The sequence below is a fragment of the Rhodoferax koreense genome (assembly GCF_001955695.1).
Classification (GTDB): Bacteria; Pseudomonadota; Gammaproteobacteria; order Burkholderiales; family Burkholderiaceae_C; genus Rhodoferax_B; species Rhodoferax_B koreensis.
In genome coordinates, this window is record NZ_CP019236.1 from 3,950,533 (window position 1) to 3,966,131 (window position 15,599).

Annotated in this window: 16 protein-coding genes and 1 tRNA gene; 4 read left to right on the forward strand and 13 right to left on the reverse strand. The window is 65.4% G+C overall.

Annotated elements, in window-relative coordinates; genetic code table 11:
* Positions 1–110 precede the first annotated feature (110 nt).
* Complete coding sequence (locus tag RD110_RS18285) at positions 111–1,103, reverse strand: RluA family pseudouridine synthase (protein ID WP_394329419.1); 993 nt, start codon at positions 1,101–1,103, stop codon at positions 111–113.
* A 107-nt stretch (positions 1,104–1,210) separates the two neighbouring features.
* Here RD110_RS18285 and RD110_RS18290 point away from each other — a divergent pair, with 107 nt between their 5' ends.
* Entirely contained in the window at positions 1,211–1,969 is a 759-nt protein-coding gene (locus RD110_RS18290) for an outer membrane protein assembly factor BamD (protein WP_394329460.1), read from the forward strand.
* Here the strand turns inward: RD110_RS18290 and yoaA are convergent.
* Positions 1,932–4,007, reverse strand: coding sequence for a DNA repair helicase YoaA (gene yoaA, locus RD110_RS18295; RefSeq protein ID WP_239467064.1), 2,076 nt, complete (start codon positions 4,005–4,007; stop codon positions 1,932–1,934). The genes RD110_RS18290 and yoaA overlap by 38 nt on opposite strands.
* Complete coding sequence (locus RD110_RS18300) at positions 4,007–4,210, reverse strand: YdcH family protein (RefSeq protein ID WP_076200901.1); 204 nt, start codon at positions 4,208–4,210, stop codon at positions 4,007–4,009. Before RD110_RS18300 ends, yoaA begins: the two co-directional genes overlap by 1 nt.
* An 81-nt stretch (positions 4,211–4,291) precedes the next feature.
* Here RD110_RS18300 and RD110_RS18305 point away from each other — a divergent pair, with 81 nt between their 5' ends.
* Complete coding sequence (locus tag RD110_RS18305; protein WP_076200902.1) at positions 4,292–5,047, forward strand: PP2C family protein-serine/threonine phosphatase; 756 nt, start codon at positions 4,292–4,294, stop codon at positions 5,045–5,047.
* A gap of 9 nt (positions 5,048–5,056) precedes the next feature.
* Here RD110_RS18305 and RD110_RS18310 read toward each other — a convergent pair whose 3' ends face one another.
* The 7 genes from RD110_RS18310 to RD110_RS18340 form a co-directional block, all read right to left on the reverse strand.
* Positions 5,057–5,569: a GNAT family N-acetyltransferase gene (locus RD110_RS18310; RefSeq protein WP_076200904.1), complete on the reverse strand. Its 513-nt coding sequence runs from the start codon at positions 5,567–5,569 to the stop codon at positions 5,057–5,059.
* A 68-nt stretch (positions 5,570–5,637) separates the two neighbouring features.
* Positions 5,638–6,411 (reverse strand): ABC transporter ATP-binding protein, encoded by a 774-nt coding sequence (locus tag RD110_RS18315; protein ID WP_076205246.1) that lies wholly within the window; start codon positions 6,409–6,411, stop codon positions 5,638–5,640.
* Between the two features lie 19 nt (positions 6,412–6,430).
* The gene (locus RD110_RS18320; protein ID WP_394329420.1) at positions 6,431–7,303 is read right to left on the reverse strand and encodes an ABC transporter ATP-binding protein; all 873 of its coding nucleotides are present in this window, start codon (positions 7,301–7,303) and stop codon (positions 6,431–6,433) included.
* Positions 7,304–7,308: 5 nt separating this feature from the next.
* Entirely contained in the window at positions 7,309–8,196 is an 888-nt protein-coding gene (locus RD110_RS18325) for an ABC transporter permease (RefSeq protein WP_076200905.1), read from the reverse strand.
* Positions 8,196–9,230, reverse strand: a complete 1,035-nt coding sequence (locus RD110_RS18330; RefSeq protein WP_157900404.1) for an ABC transporter permease — start codon at positions 9,228–9,230, stop codon at positions 8,196–8,198. The genes RD110_RS18325 and RD110_RS18330 overlap by 1 nt, the downstream gene beginning before the upstream one ends.
* A gap of 24 nt (positions 9,231–9,254) precedes the next feature.
* A complete protein-coding gene (locus RD110_RS18335; RefSeq protein WP_239467065.1) occupies positions 9,255–10,862 on the reverse strand; it encodes an ABC transporter substrate-binding protein in 1,608 nt (535 codons plus the stop codon).
* A gap of 52 nt (positions 10,863–10,914) precedes the next feature.
* Positions 10,915–12,069 carry a mandelate racemase family protein gene (locus RD110_RS18340; RefSeq protein WP_076200910.1) on the reverse strand — a complete coding sequence of 385 codons (1,155 nt, stop codon included), beginning with the start codon at positions 12,067–12,069 and terminating at the stop codon, positions 10,915–10,917.
* 175 nt (positions 12,070–12,244) lie between these two features.
* Between RD110_RS18340 and RD110_RS18345 the strand changes: the two genes are divergently transcribed.
* Both RD110_RS18345 and RD110_RS18350 read left to right on the forward strand, forming a co-directional pair.
* Positions 12,245–13,027: a FadR/GntR family transcriptional regulator gene (locus RD110_RS18345; RefSeq protein WP_076200911.1), complete on the forward strand. Its 783-nt coding sequence runs from the start codon at positions 12,245–12,247 to the stop codon at positions 13,025–13,027.
* A 118-nt stretch (positions 13,028–13,145) separates the two neighbouring features.
* Positions 13,146–14,204: a porin gene (locus RD110_RS18350; protein ID WP_157900242.1), complete on the forward strand. Its 1,059-nt coding sequence runs from the start codon at positions 13,146–13,148 to the stop codon at positions 14,202–14,204.
* 102 nt (positions 14,205–14,306) lie between these two features.
* On the opposite strand, the gene RD110_RS18355 is transcribed toward RD110_RS18350, so the two are convergent.
* From RD110_RS18355 to fdx, 3 genes are all read right to left on the reverse strand, one after another.
* A tRNA-Val gene (locus RD110_RS18355) sits at positions 14,307–14,381 on the reverse strand.
* Between the two features lie 27 nt (positions 14,382–14,408).
* The gene (dnaQ, locus tag RD110_RS18360; RefSeq protein WP_076200914.1) at positions 14,409–15,122 is read right to left on the reverse strand and encodes a DNA polymerase III subunit epsilon; all 714 of its coding nucleotides are present in this window, start codon (positions 15,120–15,122) and stop codon (positions 14,409–14,411) included.
* 136 nt (positions 15,123–15,258) lie between these two features.
* Positions 15,259–15,597 carry an ISC system 2Fe-2S type ferredoxin gene (gene fdx / locus RD110_RS18365; RefSeq protein WP_076200916.1) on the reverse strand — a complete coding sequence of 113 codons (339 nt, stop codon included), beginning with the start codon at positions 15,595–15,597 and terminating at the stop codon, positions 15,259–15,261.
* Positions 15,598–15,599 lie beyond the last annotated feature (2 nt).

The following is a 15,599-nucleotide window of genomic DNA, read 5'->3' on the forward strand; positions in this document are numbered from 1 at the left end:
AACAGTAGGTTGCGCGATGCGGCGGACCTGGGACGTCGCACGCAACACAGCGATGGCAGCAAGGCTGGCCTCAGTCTTCCTGGTGCCGGGGCCCGCGCATCGATACGCTTTCAGGCATTGTAACTGACACCCCACGCGGCCAGCGCGGCCTGCAGGTCGGCCGGCAGCGGCGCGTGGAAAACCAGCGGCTCCCCCGTCACCGGATGCACGAAAGCCAGCCGGGTGGCATGCAGCGCCTGGCGTGTCAGGCCCGCAGCGGGGGCGCCGCCATACAGCACGTCGCCGACCAGCGCATGGCCAATGGCCGCCATGTGCACGCGGATCTGGTGGGTGCGGCCGGTATGCAGCGCGCACAGCACGAGACAGCCCTGGTCCACGTTGTCCAGCAGCGTGATGTCGGTGCGCGCGGCCTTGCCCGCGTGCTGCGCGAGGTCGACCGCGGCCATGCGCAGCCGGTTGCGCGGGTCGCGGCCGATCGGCAGTTCGACGCTGCGCTGCTTGGGCCCCGTCCAGGGCTTGTGGGCCAGCGCCAGGTATTGGCGGCTCACGTCGCGCGCGGCAATCAGCGCCACGAGCGCATCCATGGCGGCACGCGTGCGGGCCACGACCATGAGGCCGCTGGTGTCCTTGTCCAGGCGGTGCACGATGCCCGCGCGCGGCAGCACCGTGGCCTGGATGTCGCGCGCCAGCAGCCCATTGAGCAGCGTACCGCTCCAGTTGCCGGGGGCGGGATGCACCACCAGGCCGGCCGGCTTGTTGATCACGCGAAGGTGCTCGTCCTCGAAGACCACCTCCAGGACCATGGGCTCGGGCTTGAAGGCCTGGCTCTGCAGCGTGGGGCGCAGCTCGATCGTGCCGGCATCGCCGATCCGCACCTTGGCCGAGGCCTTGACGGCGGGCTTCCCATGCAGCTGCACGGCGCCGGATTCGATGAGCTGCTGCAGGTAGCTGCGCGAGAACTCGGGCACCAGATCGACGAGCGCGCGGTCCAGCCGCATGCCGTGCTGGGCCTCGCCGATCAGCAGTGTGCGGGTTTCCGAGGCCAGCCCGGCCTCGAAGCCCTCCTCCGCGGCATCGCCGGCATCGGTCAATTCATCACCCACAGGGTCCGTCGATATAATCAATTTGCTCAGTTTCAAGAAAGATGCCAGTGATCGTGCGCTCCAAATTATCGGTGTTCCCAGGCCTGCCAGCGCTGGTGTTGGCCGGCATGGCCGTCTGGCTGTCCGGCTGTTCCACCACGGAAGTCGATAAGACCGCCAACTGGAGTCCGAACAAGATCTACAGCGAAGCCAAGGACGAACTCAATGGCGGCGCCTATGACAAGGCCATTCCGCTGTTCGAGAAACTCGAAGGCCGCGCCGCTGGCACGCCGCTGGCCCAGCAGGCCCAGTTGGACAAGGCCTACGCCTACCAGAAGAGTGGCGACCAGGCCCAGGCCATTGCCACGCTCGACCGCTTCATCAAGCTGCACCCCGCCAGCCCCGCGCTCGACTATGCGCTCTACATGAAGGGCATCGTCAATTTCAACGACAACCTCGGCCTGTTCTCCTTCATCACGCGCCAGGATCTGTCCGAGCGCGACCAGAAAGCCGCCAAGGAGTCCTTCGAGTCTTTCAAGGAACTGACCACGCGCTTCCCCGATTCGCGTTATTCGCCCGATGCGCGCCAGCGCATGGTCTACATCGTGAACTCGCTGGCGCAATACGAGGTGCATGTGGCACGCTACTACTACACCCGTGGTGCGTACGTGGCCGCGATCAACCGCGCCCAGTCGGCGTTGACCGACTACCGCGACGTGCCTTCGCTCGAGGAAGCGCTGTACATCGTGATGAAGTCCTACGAGGCGCTGGGCATGACCGCGCTGCGCGACGACACCCAGCGGGTTCTCGAAACCAACTATCCCAAGAGCGAATACGTGCGCAATGGCTTCAAGGCCAAAGAGCAGCCGTGGTGGAAGGTCTGGTAGGCAGCGCCTCCTCGTCGGGTCCACGCAGCGCATCGAGCGACTGCTGGAATTCAGCCTGCGTTGTCAATAACTTCATCGGCGGCAAGGCCGCGCGCAGTCGCCGGCCGTAGCCCATTTTCGTCAGGCGCGTGTCGCAGACCACCAGCACGCCGCGGTCCGATTCGCGCCGGATCAAGCGGCCTGCGCCCTGCTTGAGCGCCACCGCGGCCTCCGGGACGAAATAGTCCATGAACGGCTTCTTGCCCTGGCTTTCGGCGCGCTGTGCCCGCGCTTCGACCAGCGGATCGTTCGGCGGCGGAAATGGCAGTTTGTCGATGATCACCAGCTGCAGCGCATCACCCGGGATGTCCACGCCCTCCCAGAACGAAGCCGAGGCCACCAGCACACAACCCGGCTGGCCGTCGGCGTTGCCCTGTCGGAAACGCGCCATGAGCCGGCGCTTGGGCCACTGCCCCTGCACCAGCACCTCGATGCCACCGCTCGCCTCGAAATGGCTCTTCAGCGCGTCGCCGATCGTGCGCAGCGCGCGCAGCGTGGTCGTGAGCACCATGGTGCGGCCGCGCAGACGCTGGACCGCCTGCGCGGCGAAAGCCGCCACCTGCGCACTGTGGCCGGGATCGGCTGGCCGGGCGATGTCGTCGGGCACATAGAGGGCGGCCTGCGTCGCGTAGTCGAAAGGGCTGTCGACGCGCAGGGTGCGCGCGCCGACCAGACCACAGGACTCGGTGAACCAGCGCAATTGCGCATCGTCGCCGAGCGTGGCCGAGGTGAACACCCAGGATTTCGCCGCAGCAGCCTCGCCCGTGCCGAGCAGACGCGCCTGTACGGCATCGGCGATGTCGAGCGGTGACGCCATAAGCCGCAATTGCGCGCCGCCCACGTCGAGCCAGCGCACCGCGCCCGCGTCGCCGGCCGCCAGGAAGCCCTGGCTGCGTTCCATCCAGACCAGGGCGCGTTCGTGCAGCCGCACGAAATCGGGCGAGAGTTCGCTCACCATGGCGAGGGCTTCGGCGGCATGGCGCAAGCTGTCGCACACCGATTGCAGCGCATCCCGCCATTCGGCCTCCGGCAGGCCGTCGGGCGCGGCGCCGGTCCAGTTGATGCGCGCGGTGTTGGCGCCGCGCTGCCCCGCCAACAGGCGCAGCTCGCGCGTGGCGTGCTCGAGCCTGGCCACGACGTGCTGCCAATCGACCAGGCCGCGCGCCTGCTGCAGGCCGGCGGCCAGCGTATCGCGCGCGAAGTCGAGCAGCTGTCCGGTACCGAGCTGCAGGCCAAGGAACTGCACGCCGATCTCGTTGAGCTGGTGCGCCTCGTCGAAAATCGCGATGCGCACCGTGGGCAGCAGTTCGGCCACGCCCGACTCGCGCACGGCCAGGTCGGCGAACACCAGATGGTGGTTCACCACCACCACGTCGGCCGCCAGCGCCTCGCGCCGCGCTAGGTTCACATGGCAATTGCGGAACTGCGGGCATTGCGCGCCGAGGCAGTTGTCGCGCGTGGAGGTAACCAGCGGGATCAGGGGCGAGCGCTCGTCCAGGTCGGGCAACTCCGCCAGGTCACCGCTGTGGGTGGTGCGCGACCATTGCTCGACGCTGGCCAGCGCCAGCAGCGCGGCACGGTCGCCCAGGTCCACGTCCCAGCGCGCACGCTCCATGCGGTGCAGGCACAGGTAACTTGCGCGGCCCTTGAGCAAGGCCGTGCGCAGTGGCAGCCCGAGCGCCTGCAAGAGACCGGGCAGATCGCGGCCGAACAGCTGATCCTGCAGGGTCTTGGTGGCGGTGGACAGCAGAACGCGTTCACCGCTGAGCAGCGCCGGCACGAGGTAGGCAAAGGTCTTGCCGACGCCCGTGCCGGCCTCGACCACCAGCACACCGCCGGTCGTGATGGTCTCGCCGATGGCCGTCGCCATGTCGAGCTGGCCCTGGCGCGGCGTGTAGGGCGCGGCGCGCGACAGCACACCGTCGGCGGCGAACACTTCTTCGATGCGCGAACGCAGCGCCGTGGCGCCTGGCATCGGGCCGGATGTCACGCCGGACATCAGGCCGGCTCTTTGGGATCGAGCTTGAGCGACAGCCGCGAAATCTGGTCGCGCAGCGCGAGCCGACGCTTTTTCAGGCGCCGCTCCATCAACTGGTCGAGGGAAGGCTGCGCCATGAGCCGGTCGATCATGGCGTCGAGATCGGCATGCTCCATGCGCAGCTCGATCAGTTGGCGGTCGGGGGAATGAAGGTTGGAGTCCAAGATGCACTTCTGACGATCAGCTGTCGTCTTTGGTTGGCTGGATAATACGTGTTTCGGCCCCAACAATCGAGCAATGCATTTATGACCATGGGTTTCAGGATCAGCGCATCCACCGGCATCCACAAGGGAGACCGCGAATACCAGCAGGACCAGGTGGTGTTGTTGAGCCATGCGCGCGTGACGGGTTGCGTGCTCGGGGTGGTGGCCGATGGCATGGGCGGGCGCAGTGGCGGGCGCAAGGCATCGGACCAGGTCATGATGACGGCGCGCCAGCTGTTCGAGCGCTACGACCCCGCGACGGACGACGCGGCGTCCATGCTCAGGCACCTGGTCGACGAGGCCCATCTGGTGATCAAGCTCACGGCGATTTCATCGGAAGAAGAGCCGCACAGCACGCTGGCCGCCTTCCTCATCAACCCGGCCGGCGACTGCCACTGGGTGCATGCCGGCGATTCGCGCATCTACCAGTTCAACAAGGCCAAGCTGATCAGGCGCACCATGGACCACTCCTATGTGCAGACGCTGGTGAACCGCGGCGAAATCACCGCCGAGGAAGCCAACAGCCACCCCGATTCGAACATCCTGCTCGGCTGCCTGGGAACCGAGGCCGATCCGCCAAGCGACGTCTACCGCATCCCGATGCTGCGCCCGGGCGACACCCTGATCGCCTGCAGCGACGGTGTATGGCACTACTTCACCGACATGGAACTCGGCTCCGTGCTGGACGCCATGTCACCGCGCGAAGCCACCGAGTTCCTCATCGAAAAAGCCCGCCGGCGCGCGCACGGCGGTGGGGATAACCTCTCGCTGGTCATCGTGAAGATCGAATCGCTCTAAACGCCCGGGCTACGGCAGCCACTTCTGCATGAACCGCGCATGGCCCATCAAGGGGTCGAGCTGGTAGTCGGCAAAACCCAGCCGCTCGTACAGGCGCGCGGCGCCGTGGTTGCCCTGCAGCACCTCGAGCGTGAGTTTGCAGGCACCGCGCTCTCGCGCCATCTCCTCGACCAGGGACAGCATCTGCGCCCCCACGCCGCGGCCACGGTAGGCCGACAGCACGGCCACGTCGTGCACGTTGACCAGCGGCTGGCACGCGAAGGTGGAAAAGCCCTCGAAGCAGTTCACCAACCCCACGGCCTGGCCTTCGTCGAAGGCCAGCACGCTGAAGGCCTGCGGCCGCGCGGCCAGCGCCGGGACCAGGTGGTCGCGCGTGAACGCGCTCAGCGCATGACCGCCGCCGGCCGGGTCCACGGCATAAGCGTCGAGCAAGGCGACGACGGCGCGTGCATGGTCGGTGTTTCGGTAATCGGCGCGGACGATCTGGAACTGTCTGCTGGTGGTTGGAACAACGGTGCTCATGGCAAGGCTCGGCAACAGAAGATCCGTCGAGCATAACGCCCCTGGACGGCCCGCAAAGGCGTTGTCGCCTAAGCTGCGACCGTTGCCTCGGCCATGTCACGGCTGTAGGAACGGCTCGCATCCACCAGCATGCGCGTGTATTCGTGCTGCACCTCGCCATTGCACAAGGCATCGGTGGTCAACGTCTCCACGATACGGCCCTGCTGCATCACGGCGAGTTCGTCGCACAAATGGGCGACCACGCCGAGGTCGTGCGTGACCATCAGGTAGGTCAGGCCATCACGCTCGCGCAGATCGGACAGCAGGTTCAGGATCTCGGCCTGCACCGACACGTCGAGCGCCGATGTCGGCTCGTCGAGCAGCAACACGCGCGGCTCCAGGATCAGCGCCCGCGCAATGGCCACACGCTGGCGCTGCCCGCCCGACAGCTGGTGCGGGTAACGGAAACGAAAACTCGCATTCAGGCCGACCTTGACGAGGATGTTCTCGATGCGTTCACGCTCCCGGTCCATGCCGTGGATGCGCAGCGGCTCGGCCAGCACGGTATGCACGGTATGGCGCGGATGCAGCGAACCATAGGGGTCCTGAAACACCATCTGCACTTCGCGACACTGGGTCAGTTTTTGCGCGCGATCCAGTTTGTGCGTGAGTGCGCGGCCGCCGATCTGCGCCTCGCCGCGCCAATGCGTGTACTGGCCCGCGAGGCAGCGCAACACCGTGGTCTTGCCCGAGCCGGACTCCCCCACCAGCCCGAACGATTGCCCGGCCCGGACTTGCAGGTTCACGTCGTTGAGCACGTTGGCCGTGCCGAAGGCCAGATGCAGGCCGTTGACTTCGATCATGGTCGTCATGGAGGAACTCTCAAGTGGTGAGCCAGGCCGGGTCGCGCTGCAGCACGGGCAAGCGCTTGCGCCGCTGGTCGATGCTGGGCAAGGCGCTGAGCAGGCCGCGGGTGTAGGGATGTTCGGCGCGGTCCAGGTCGGCCGCGGCGATGCTTTCGACCACGCGGCCGGCGTACATCACCAGCACGCGGTCGCAGAAGTGGCGCACCAGATTAAGGTCGTGGCTGATGAACAGCAGGCCCAGGCCGCGCCGGCCCACCAGATCGTCGAGCACGGCCAGCACCTGCAGCCTCACCGAAACGTCGAGCGCGGAAGTCGGTTCGTCGGCGATCAGGAGTTCGGGCTCGGTGATGAGCATCATGGCGATCATGATGCGCTGCCCCATGCCGCCTGACACCTCGTGCGGATACAGACCGAACACACGCTGCGGATCGCGGATGCGCACCGACTCGAGCATGGCCAGGGCACGCTCGCTGGCTTCGCGACGGGGCACGTCGTTGTGCGCAAGATAGGCTTCGGCGATCTGCTGGCCGATGCGTACCACCGGGTTCAGCGAATACTTCGGGTCCTGCATGATCATCGACACGCGTTTGCCGCGGATGGCCTGCATGGCCCTGGGGCCGGCGTTCAACAGGTCGATGCCGTCGAAGCTGAGTTTTTTCGCTTCGATGCGCGCACTGGCCGGATGCAGCTTGAGCAGCGCGCGACCCACGGTGGACTTGCCCGAGCCGGACTCGCCGACGATGGCCAGCTTTTCCCGCGCCAGATCGAAGGACACACCACGCACCGCATGCATGGGGCCTTCGGGCGTGGCGAAGCGAATGTTCAGGTCCTGAACCTGTAGCTTGGGCGCCAACGTGGCGATGGATGGGGGGGGATTCTGCATGCTCATCTTCCTTACTCGCTGCGTGGGTCCAGTACGTCGCGCAAGCCGTCGCCGAGCAGGTTGAAGGCCAGGCTGACCATCATGATGGCGGCGCCGGGTGCGGCCACGAGCCACCAGCACTCGATCATGTAACGACGGCCGCTGGAAATCATCGCACCCCACTCGGGCAGCGGCGGCTGTGCGCCCAGGCCCAGGAAGCCGAGGCCGGCCGCAGTGAGGATCACGCTGGCCATGCTCATGGTCAGCCGCACCACCACCGAGGACATCAGCATCGGCGCGATGTAGCGCAGCAGGATGCGCGCGCTCGATGCGCCCTGCAGCTGCGCGGCCACCACATAGTCGGCATGGCGCAGCGACAGGGTCTCGGCCCGCGCCAGCCGTGCGATCGGCGGCCATGCCGTGAGCGCGATGGCAATCACCGCGTGGTCCAGTCCCGGGCCGAGCGCGGCCACGAAGGCCAGTGCCAGCACCAGGCTCGGGAACGAGATGAAGATGTCGGTGATGCGCATGAACAGGTTGTCCACCCAGCCGCCGAAGTAGCCGGCCATGCTGCCCACGGCCAGGCCGACCGGGCCGACGATTACCGTCACCAGCGCGATGATGTAGAGCGAGATGCGCGAGCCGTGCACCAGCCGGCTGAACACGTCGCGGCCGTATTCGTCGGTGCCGAACCAGTGGGCGGCCGAAGGCCCCTGCAGCGCGCGCTGAAGGTCCTGCGCGAGCGGCTCGTGCGTGGCAAGCCAGGGCGCGAACAGAGCCACCAGCAACAGTGCGGCAACGACCACCACACCGGCCACGGTCATCGGATTGCGTAGCAGGCGGCGAACGCCCTGGCGCAGGCTCAGCAGCAACGCCTGGGCGGCGCTGTCCGGTGTTTTTTGGTAGGCGATGGAGGTCATCAGCGGGTTCTCGGGTCAAAGACGCGGTACAGGGCGTCGGACAACAGGTTCAGCGTGATGAAGATCACCCCCACCACCAGCACGCAGCCCATCACGGCGTTCATGTCGCCCAGCAGCAGGCTGCTGGTGAGGTACTGGCCGAAGCCGGGCCAGGCGAACACGGTTTCGATCAGCACTGCACCTTCGAGCAGGCCACCGTAGGCCAGGGCGATGATGGTCAGCAACTGCACCAGGATGTTGCGGAACGCATGACCCCAGACCACGCCGCGCTCCGACAGCCCCTTGACGCGCGCCGTGGTGATGTATTCCTGCGAGAGCTGGGCCAGCATGAAGCTGCGTGTCATGCGGCTGATGTAGGCCATGGAATGCAGCCCCAGGATGCAGGCCGGCAGGATCAGGAACTTGAGCGCGCTGCGAAACACTTCCCAGTCGCCGGCCATGGCCGAATCGACGAGCAGCAGGCCGGTGCGCGTCGGCACCACGCCGTCGAAGGCCAAGTCGACCCGACCTGCCCCGCCGGCCCAGTCGAGCCATGCGTAGAACACCAGGAGGCCCATCATGCCGAACCAGAATACCGGCGTGGAGTAGCCGAACAGGCTGATCACCCGCACAACATGGTCGGCAAGCCGCCCCTTGCGCGTGGCGGCGTAGACGCCGAGCGGAATGCCGACGCAGGTACCGAGCAAGATGGCCATGGTCGCGAGTTCGATGGTGGCGGGCAACACCCGCGCCAGGTCATCGGTGACGCGATGGCCGGTGAGCATGGCCTTGCCCAGGTCGCCATGCAGCAGGTCGCGCAAGTAGTAGCCGAACTGCACCGGCATCGGCCGGTCCAGGCCGAGCTGTCTAAACACCTGGTCGTAGGTGGACTTGTCGGCGTCGGGACCGACGATGGACAACACCGGATCGAGCGGCATCACGCGGCCGATCACAAAGGTCAGCAGCAACAGGCCGAGCAGCGTGAGCACCACGCTGAGCGCGCGGTTGCCTGCGGCCCGCAAGGTCGGGGCGGTCACGATTGAGGACAAGGGAATTTCTCCATGGGGCGAAGGCCTGACTCAACGTTGCTTGTACACGTCGCGCAGTCGCGTCGTGGCCGAGGGATGGGCCTGGTAGTTGCGCAGGTCACGGCGCAGCACCACCGTGTCCACCATCTGCGAGATCGGCTGGATGGCGCCGACCTGGGTGTCGTAGAGCCGCTGCACTTCCTGGTAGTCGGCCGTCTGTTTGGCCTCGTCGCGTTCGACCTCGGCCTCGCCGATCAATTGATTCAACTCCGGGCTGAAGAAAGAGGTGCGCCAGCCCTGGAAATTGGTGAGCCGCGCGGCGTCGGCGTTGTTCGGGTTCAGCACCAAAGCCCGCAGGCTGCCGTGCGGATGCGGCTCGACCCCGCCACCACCGCGGCCGACCAGGATCTCGAACTTGCGCTCGCGCATCGCGCCATAGACCTGGTTGCCCGTACCCGACAAAACGCTGGCCTGGATACCAGCCTGCGCCAGCGTGGACTGCAGGCTGGTGGCGATGTTGATGAACGGCGGATCGGCGAGCACCCGGATGGTGGTCTTGAAGCCGTTTGGGAAGCCGGCTTCGGCCAGCAACTGCTTCGCGCCGGCCACGTCGAGCTTGTAGCCAGGCGACGGCAACGTGGCGGCCAGGCCGAGCTGCACCGGGCGCTGGTTCGGCACGCCGTAGTCGGGCATCACCGCGGTGTTGATGCCATCGTAGTCGATGAGTTTGCGCATGGCCAGACGCACGCGCCGGTCGGCAAACTTTGGGTCCTTCATGCTCACCGCCACGTAATACATGGTGCCGCGGCGCATGGCCTCCACCACCGCATCAGGGTTCTTTTTCATGGCCTCGAGATCCGGTACGGACATGCCCGAAGCCAGGTCCAGGTCACCGCGCTCGAGCATCAGGCGCAGCGTCTGTGACTCGGTCATGTGGCGCATCACCACGCGCTTCATCTTCGCCGGGCCGCGCCAGTAGCCGTCGAACCGGTTCATGATCAGCGTGTCCTTGGCGCGCCATTCCTGCAGCGTGAACGGGCCGGAGCCGGCCGCGTGCGTGGTGAGCCAGGCGTTGCCGAGGTCGCCATTCTTTTCGTTCTCGAGCACTTTCTTGCGGTCGAGGATCACGGCACTCACCGATGTGGCCAGCGTGTACAGCACCATCTTCGGATCGGTGGGCGCCGGCAGGTTGATCACCAGCGTGGCCGCGTCCGGGGCGGTCACCACCTTGTCGACGTTCTTGGCTGTGAAGCCGTAACTCTTCCAGGGCGAGGCCATCGCCAGATTGAGCTTGAGCACGCGTTGCAGCGACCAGGCCGCATCTTCCGCCGTGAGCGGATTGCCCGACTGGAACTTCACCCCCTGGCGCAACGCCAGCCTGATGGTGCGGCCGTCGGGCGACACCGTCCAGCGCTCGGCGATGCCGGGCACGATCTTGCCGACCTGCTTGGCGTCGAGCTCGATCAGGTAGTCATACAGGTTGGTGTTGATCTCCACCACATCGTTGCCGGTGGCAGCAGCCGGGTCGAGCGACAGCAGGTTGTTCATGCTGAAGCCGACGATCAACTGATCCACCGGGGTCCTGGCCTGCAGCCCCGCGGCAGCGACGCCGAGCAGCAATGCCAGGGCGAGCGGTCGCAGCCATCTCTTGTGATTCACCAACTTGTCTCCTTGTTTTCGTCGGGCCCTTGTGGCGAAGCGAGGCAATGCGTCAGTACTTGTGACGCGTATGGGCTTCGATGTAGTCAAAGTTGATGTCCTCGCCCAGGCCGGGGCGTTGCGACAGGTGCACATAACCGTCGGCATCCATCGGGTCGGCCAGCGTGTTCAGGTAGGCCGGCACTTCGTCGTATTCGAGGAATGGATGCAGCAGGCCGCGTTCGTACCAACGGCAGTTCTTGATGGCCGCGCACACCGCCAGATTGGCCGCACCGTTGCCGTGCACTTCGCATTGCATGCCAAAGGATTCGGCCAGGTGCGCCACCTTGAGTGTCGGCGAGATGCCGCCCACGCCCGGCACACCTGCACGCAGGATGTCGCAGGCACCGGCCGCTACCCAGTCGGCGCGGCTATGGTGCTTGCCCGACAAACTTTCCGGTCCGACGATCGGAATGTCGAGCTGGCCTGCGAGCCAGGCATAGGAAGCCATGCTCTGCTCGTTCATCATCTCCTCGAACCAGGTGAAATTGAGCTTCTCGAGTGCACGACCGATGGTCAACGCCTCCATGCGGCTGTAGTCGTGATAACCGTCGAGCATCAGCGGGATGCTCGGGCCGACCGCTTCGCGCACCGCGGCGCAGGCCTTGATGTCCATCTCGACGCTCGGGGCGAAAGACACCGGGGGCATCCAGGTGTGCAACTTCAGTGCCTTGTAGCCACGCGCCACAAGCTTTTCGGCGAAGGCCGCGTATTCGTCCGGGGTGGACAGGCCGCCTTCGAGTTCGTCGCCACACATGGTGCTGCCGTAGGCCGGCACCTTGTCGCGGTAGCCGCCGATGAGGCGGTACACGGGTTGACCGAGGATGCGGCCGGCCAGATCCCACAAGGCCTGGTCGACGGCGGCAAGCGCCCGGTCAGTCAACTGCCCAGCACTGCCGCGTTGCCAGTGCTCCAGCCCCTGCCACAGCGATTCACGCTGGAACGGATGTTGGCCGATCAGTACTTTGCGAACGAAGGCTTCCAGCACGTGCGGACGAATCACTTCCACCGGTGCGAACGCGTAACCCGACTGGCCTTCGTCGGTGGTGATGGTCAGCAGCGCCATTTTGGCCGTACCCTCGGGCCCCGGATGGGAATGGCCCGCGCTGTCTACGGAACGGCGGGTCGGGTAGGTGAATTCGGTGCCATGCACGCTTGCAATTTTCATAGCCATCTTTCTAAATCATCAGTCGTCAGACTGGCTCCCATTTTATGCATGTCGTCAGACGTGTTGATGGGTGTAAACCCTAGTAATCACCAGATATCAAAGTCGTCATCTGTCGTCTGGCGGCCCCTTCGCGCAAACTGTATATTTGCCCATCCTGCTCTCCGAGAGACCAACCATGAACGACATTCCCGTCCGGGTCAAAAGCCAGCCGCAACGCGTGGTGGACGGCGTCTCGGAACGCATCCACGGCGGCGCCCTCAAGCCGGGCGACCGCGTGCCGGCCGAGCCAGCGTTGATGCGCGAGTTCGGCGTGAGTCGCACCGTGGTGCGCGAGGCCATGTCGCGACTGCAGGCCAGCGGCCTGGTCGAAACGCGCCAGGGTGTTGGCACTTTCGTGCTGGCCACGCCGATGGCCAGCCCGCTGCTGTCGGTCGGCCCACGCGACATCCAGGTGCGACAGAAGCTGGCCATGCTGGAGCTGCGCATCAGCCTCGAGTCCGAGGCAGCGAGCCTGGCGGCCGCGCGCCGCGCCGACGCGCATCTGGCCGCGATGCGAGCCGCACTCGACACCTTCGATGCGCAGCGCAGGGCCGGCGGCAGCACCACCGAGGCCGACTTTCAGTTTCACGTGCAGATCGCCGCGGCCACGGGCAACGAGTATTTCCAGGAGGTATTGCAGAGCCTGGGCAATGCCACCATCCCCCGCCCCGCTGGCGCGGGCTCGGCCGCGCCCACGTCGCCTGCCTCCACCGGAGCACGCTTCGGCGAGGCGCAACCCGTGCTAGAGAGCGGCAAAGCCGTCACGCAACGCGAACACGAAGCCATTTACGAGGCGATCCATCGCGGCGATCCAGCCTCGGCGCGCGCGGCGATGTTCATGCACCTCACCAACAGTCGGGAGCGCATGCGACTCAGTCTCCTGGCTGCGAGCGCACCGAAAGCCAGCATCGGCGACTAGTCGCCAAGCAGCGACAAAGGGTTTTCACGGGTATCGCCGCAGAGTTTGAAAATTTACGATACCTCAACACATCTGACGACCGACGTCATATGTGAAGTTTCAACGAACCATGAAATCCATGAAAACCATCCTGCTGCCCGTCGCGCTGCTCGCTTGCGCCATCTCTACACCAGCCTCCGCCCAATCCGGCCTGATGTTGTGGGGCATCGCCGATGCCTGGATCGGCCAGACCCGGCACAAGGTCGGCGCCACGCCGCCTGGCAGCTCCGGCGTGGTGGACAGCGGCGGTGCGCAGGCAAGTCGCTGGGGCATGCGTGGCACGGAAGAACTGGGTGCTGGGCTGCGCGCATTTTTCGTGCTCGAACAAGGCATCAGCCTCGACAGTGGCGCCACGACGCGGGTCTCCGCTTCCGACAACGGCTTCAACCGCGGCGCCTATGTCGGTCTGAGCGGCGACTTCGGCGAAGTGCGCGTGGGCCGCATGCTCACCGCCTTCGACGCCCTGCGCGGCTCGACCAACCATCTCTACGACTCTTCGGGCTTTGCCTCCACCGGCCAAGTCTGGGGCGCCAGCACCACGGCGGCCAACGGCCTGCCGGAGGTCACGGGTAGCGACTACCTCGCACGCGGCAACAACACCGCCTATTACGCAACACCGAACATCGGCGACTTCAACGCCTCGTTCAGCTACAGCTACGACGAGAAGACCGCCACCGCCACCGGCAATCCGCGCCTGGCCACCGGCCACGTGAAATACACTTCGGGTCCCCTTCGCATCGGTTACGGCCAGCAGGCCGAGCGTTACACGACCGGCACGAATCGGTACCACATCGTCGCCGGCAACTACGACTTCGGCGCCTTCAAGATGGTGGGCGCCGCGCAGCGCCAGATCGACGGCCGCGTGGCCGGTCAGCTCAAATCCAACGAATGGGAACTCGGCCTGGACGCGCCCTTTGGCGCCGCCACCATTGCCGTGGGTTACGCCAGCTCGAAGACCAAGGACGGTGCCGGCAGGCGCGTCATCGACGCCAAGGGCTTCAGCCTGATGGGCACTTACGACTTGTCCAAGCGCACCCGGCTCTACACCGCCTTCCGCCAACTGAAGACAACCCGCGCAGACGGCAGCACCTCACTGGACGCATCGCGGCTGGGCGTGGGGATCACGCAGAAGTTCTGAAGATCGAGGCGCCGCAGGCCGGCGCCCTCGACGGCCGCTCACGGCAAATGACGCGCCAAAAGAAAAAGGACCGGGCACTTTTGCCAGGTCCTTTTTCAATTTTGGTGGGCGATGCAAGTTTCGAACTTGCGACCCCTGCAGTGTGAATGCAGTGCTCTACCCCTGAGCTAATCGCCCTGAATTCGTGTTCAGGTGAGCCTCGAATTATGCCACAAAAATTTCGAGTGTCCGCCAGATCGTCTTGCCGCCGCTCGATTTATCGAGCTGCTTGAGCAGATCCTGGTGGGCCGCATCTTCCTGCTCATTGGCCAGCAGGATCGGCAGCTCGAAGCCGCTGAGGTCGACGCGGATGGTCGTCCCGGCCTCGGTGTCTTCGGAGCCCGCGTCGATCAAGAGCGCGTCCTGGCCACGCGTGAGGTTGATGTAGACGTCGGCCAGCAACTCGGCATCGAGCAAGGCGCCGTGCAGCGTGCGGCCCGAGTTGTCGACCTCCAGTCGATCGCACAGCGCATCGAGCGAATTGCGCTTGCCGGGGAACAGCTCCTTGGCCATCGCCAGCGAGTCGGTCACGCTGCCGACGAAGGCGCTCAAAGGCTCGCGCCCGATCAACTCGAGTTCCTTGTTCAAGAAACTCACGTCGAACTGCGCGTTGTGGATGATGACTTCGGCGCCGCTCAGGTATTCCAGCAACTCGTCGGCCACGGCGGCGAACTTCGGCTTGTCGCGCAGGAATTCGTTGCTGATGCCGTGCACCTTCAGCGCGTCTTCATGGCTGTCGCGCTCGGGGTTCAGGTAAAAGTGCTTGTTGTTGCCGGTGAGCTTGCGGTTGAGCAACTCCACACAGCCGATTTCGATGATGCGGTCGCCGCCCGCAGCGGACAGGCCGGTGGTTTCGGTGTCGAGAACGATCTGGCGCATGGACTATCTCTTTATGACGACGTAGGAATGGCGCACTGCCCCTTCCAGAAACACCGCAGAACTGGCTTTGCCAGGCTGCTGGTGTTGCCCCCTGCAAGGGGGTGGGAGCTACACGCAGTGAGCGATCTGGGGGTGTTCAATGATTCTCTTTGGCGTGGTTGATCGAGTATTTTGGGATCTCGACCGTCACGTCCTGCTGCGCCAGGAACGCCTGGCAGCTCAGCCGCGAGTTCGGCTCCAGGCCCCAGGCGCGGTCCAGCAGGTCTTCCTCATTCTCGTCGAGTTCACCCAGCGACTTGAAGCCCTCGCGCACCACCACGTGGCAAGTGGTGCAGGCGCAGCTCATGTCGCAGGCGTGTTCGATGTTGATGTGGTTGTCCAGCATGGCTTCGCAGATCGAGGTGCCGGCGGGCGCTGTGATCTCTGCGCCCTGCGGGCAGTATTCGGGATGGGGCAGGATGCGGATGACGGGCATGG

What these genes read in the sequence shown, in the direction of transcription:
- RD110_RS18290 (WP_394329460.1), top strand. Translation starts at nt 1,211, where the DNA reads ATGGCCGTCTGGCTGTCCGGCTGTTCCACCACGGAAGTCGATAAGACC.
- yoaA (WP_239467064.1), bottom strand. Translation starts at nt 4,007, where the DNA reads ATGTCCGGCGTGACATCCGGCCCGATGCCAGGCGCCACGGCGCTGCGT.
- RD110_RS18305 (WP_076200902.1), top strand. Translation starts at nt 4,292, where the DNA reads ATGACCATGGGTTTCAGGATCAGCGCATCCACCGGCATCCACAAGGGA.
- RD110_RS18310 (WP_076200904.1), bottom strand. Translation starts at nt 5,569, where the DNA reads ATGAGCACCGTTGTTCCAACCACCAGCAGACAGTTCCAGATCGTCCGC.
- RD110_RS18315 (WP_076205246.1), bottom strand. Translation starts at nt 6,411, where the DNA reads ATGATCGAAGTCAACGGCCTGCATCTGGCCTTCGGCACGGCCAACGTG.
- RD110_RS18320 (WP_394329420.1), bottom strand. Translation starts at nt 7,303, where the DNA reads ATGAGCATGCAGAATCCCCCCCCATCCATCGCCACGTTGGCGCCCAAG.
- RD110_RS18325 (WP_076200905.1), bottom strand. Translation starts at nt 8,196, where the DNA reads ATGACCTCCATCGCCTACCAAAAAACACCGGACAGCGCCGCCCAGGCG.
- RD110_RS18340 (WP_076200910.1), bottom strand. Translation starts at nt 12,069, where the DNA reads ATGAAAATTGCAAGCGTGCATGGCACCGAATTCACCTACCCGACCCGC.
- RD110_RS18345 (WP_076200911.1), top strand. Translation starts at nt 12,245, where the DNA reads ATGAACGACATTCCCGTCCGGGTCAAAAGCCAGCCGCAACGCGTGGTG.
- RD110_RS18350 (WP_157900242.1), top strand. Translation starts at nt 13,146, where the DNA reads ATGAAAACCATCCTGCTGCCCGTCGCGCTGCTCGCTTGCGCCATCTCT.
- dnaQ (WP_076200914.1), bottom strand. Translation starts at nt 15,122, where the DNA reads ATGCGCCAGATCGTTCTCGACACCGAAACCACCGGCCTGTCCGCTGCG.
- fdx (WP_076200916.1), bottom strand. Translation starts at nt 15,597, where the DNA reads ATGCCCGTCATCCGCATCCTGCCCCATCCCGAATACTGCCCGCAGGGC.